Genomic DNA, 2,004 nt, shown 5'->3' with positions numbered 1-2,004 from the left:
ACACCGCCCTGGAAGCCGTCGCTGCACGCGTCCGGCGCCACGAAGAGCAACTCCGCCGACTTACCACCCGGGTCAGCTGAAAGCGTTAACCGGCCAACGCCCAGAACCAGCGTCATTAGCCGGATAAGCCTACGACAACGCCGAAGCCGAGCAGGTCTGCCGTGACCTCGGCCTGCCCGCCGCCGCGTCCCCCTCGCGACCTCAGCTGCGCGTGCGGATGAGCATGACCAGCCCGGCGATGAACGACCCGAGCAGGACCGGCGACAGGACCGCGAGGCCGCCCCACACGACGAGGCCGAGATAGCCGAGCGCGGACGAACTGTACGTCGGGTCGGCGTCAGCGGCCGCGAACAGCCCCAGTCCGAGGACGACACCGGCCACCGTGAGCGCGATCGGCGTCCACAGGAGCACGTGGGCCCACACACGGTACGTCCGACTGTAGACACGTCGGGCCGACGGCACGTGCGGCTGCCGGGGATACCCGACGGATTCACTCATGCCCCATTTGTACCAGCCTGCGGGGGCCGGGCACCGCAGGGCCGGCCGTGGCGTACAGGTAGAGGCGTCGCGGGATCCTCTCGTCGAAGTTGCCCCCAAAGTGGCGCACGCAGTACACGCAGTCCAGCGGGCAGCCGATGACCTGGTTCAGGGACAGGCCGGACGTGCGATTGGTGGTGAACATGTAGAGGCGGGGCGCCGCCTGCCGGTCGTCGGGCATGCAGCGCAGGTTGGTGGGGCCGACGGCGACGGTGCCGGCGGCCTGCGACGCGGAGGGCGTCATCGTCGTTGCTCCGCTGCTGTAGGGAAGATGGGCAGGGTACGCACCGACTTGGGATGCGTACCGGATGACGGTCAGAGCATGTTCTTGATCGGCTGGGGTGTTCGCGGCACTGGCTGGGCGAGGATCTCGGTCGCCTCCCCGGGCGTGAGCAGGCGGGCGTCGCGCAGGAGGCTGACGGACTCCTCCCACTGTTTCCGTGCTTGGCTGTGCCGTTCGAGGTGGTGCAGGGTGGTGCCGAGCCACCAGCGTGACACGGCTTCCCCCAGGCGGTATTCCGCCTCGCGGAGCAGCCGGATGGCCATGGTGTAGCTTTCCACCGCCTCGGTCAGCCGGCCGGCATGGCGGTAGGCGTCGCCCAGCGAATCGTGTGCCGTGCCCGCACCGAAGCTCGGGTCCTCTTTCGGCCACAGCTCCACCCCCTGGTGTGCTTCCGCGATCGCCTCGTCTAAGCGCCCCTGCCGGTAGTAGACGTGCACCCGGTTGTTGCGGATCGCGGCCGATGCCCAAGGGCGTTCAGCGTCGTCGTTGAGCGTGAGAGCTGACTCGAGGTAGGCGAGCGCGTCGTCGAGACGTCCCATGATCGTGTTGATGACACCGAGGTTGTTGAGGGCTCCCACCTTCCTTCGGGGTAGTTCCGCGCGGTCCCAGTCGGTGAGAGCTGTCTTCAGTTGCGCGATCGCGGCATCGTAGCGGCCCTGGTCCCGGTAAACCCAGCCGAGGAAGTTGCGGAGCTGGGCCTTGTCCTCCCATGCCGCGCTGCGATCGGCCACTTCGATGGCGTGTGCGTAGATGTCGGCCAGTTGCGTGTGCCAGCCCTGGTAGGTGAAGGGCCAGTGGAGTCCGATGGCCAGGCCGATGGCGGTCGCCGGGTCGGGGCCGTCCAACGCCTGCTGCGCGGCGGCGAGCAGGTTGTCCCGCTCGTCCTGGACCCATCGTCTCGCCTCCGGCAGGTCCTTGCTGGGGATGCCGGGCAACTCGATGGGGCATCGCGGCACGACGGCATCGCGGCTGAGCAGGGTGCTCACCATCCAGAGGGTGGCCAGGTAGTGGTGGAGTGTGCGTCGTACGGCGGTGGTGCGTTCCTCCTCGGACAGGTCCTGGTGTGCGCGTTCGCGGGCATAAAGGCCGACCAGGTCGTGGAATTGGTAGCGGTCGGGTCCGGCGGGTTCGAGGAGGCGGGCGTCCTGGAGGCGCTCCAGGGCGGCTTCGGCGCGGTGGTGGGG

General features: G+C 68.6%; 3 protein-coding genes. All 3 read right to left on the bottom strand.

Going from position 1 to position 2,004, the window contains the following annotated elements; genetic code table 11:
* Positions 1 to 201 precede the first annotated feature (201 nt).
* Positions 202 to 498, bottom strand: a complete 297-nt coding sequence (locus ETD86_RS54120) for a hypothetical protein (protein ID WP_138674352.1) — start codon at positions 496 to 498, stop codon at positions 202 to 204.
* Entirely contained in the window at positions 491 to 781 is a 291-nt protein-coding gene (locus tag ETD86_RS54115; protein ID WP_138674351.1) for a hypothetical protein, read from the bottom strand. Before ETD86_RS54115 ends, ETD86_RS54120 begins: the two co-directional genes overlap by 8 nt.
* Before the next feature lie 71 nt (positions 782 to 852).
* The coding region (locus ETD86_RS54110) for a tetratricopeptide repeat protein (RefSeq protein ID WP_138674350.1) at positions 853 to 2,004 on the bottom strand (1,152 nt) is incomplete at its 5' end.

The organism is Nonomuraea turkmeniaca (assembly GCF_005889735.1).
Taxonomy (GTDB): domain Bacteria; phylum Actinomycetota; class Actinomycetes; order Streptosporangiales; family Streptosporangiaceae; genus Nonomuraea; species Nonomuraea turkmeniaca.
Note: the sequence above shows the minus strand (reverse complement) of the source record. Positions and strands in the feature narration are given on the sequence as shown.

Bases quoted from the DNA above. Each gene is read 5' to 3' on its own strand.
- ETD86_RS54120 (WP_138674352.1), bottom strand. From the start codon at position 498: ATGAGTGAATCCGTCGGGTATCCCCGGCAGCCGCACGTGCCGTCGGCC.
- ETD86_RS54115 (WP_138674351.1), bottom strand. From the start codon at position 781: ATGACGCCCTCCGCGTCGCAGGCCGCCGGCACCGTCGCCGTCGGCCCC.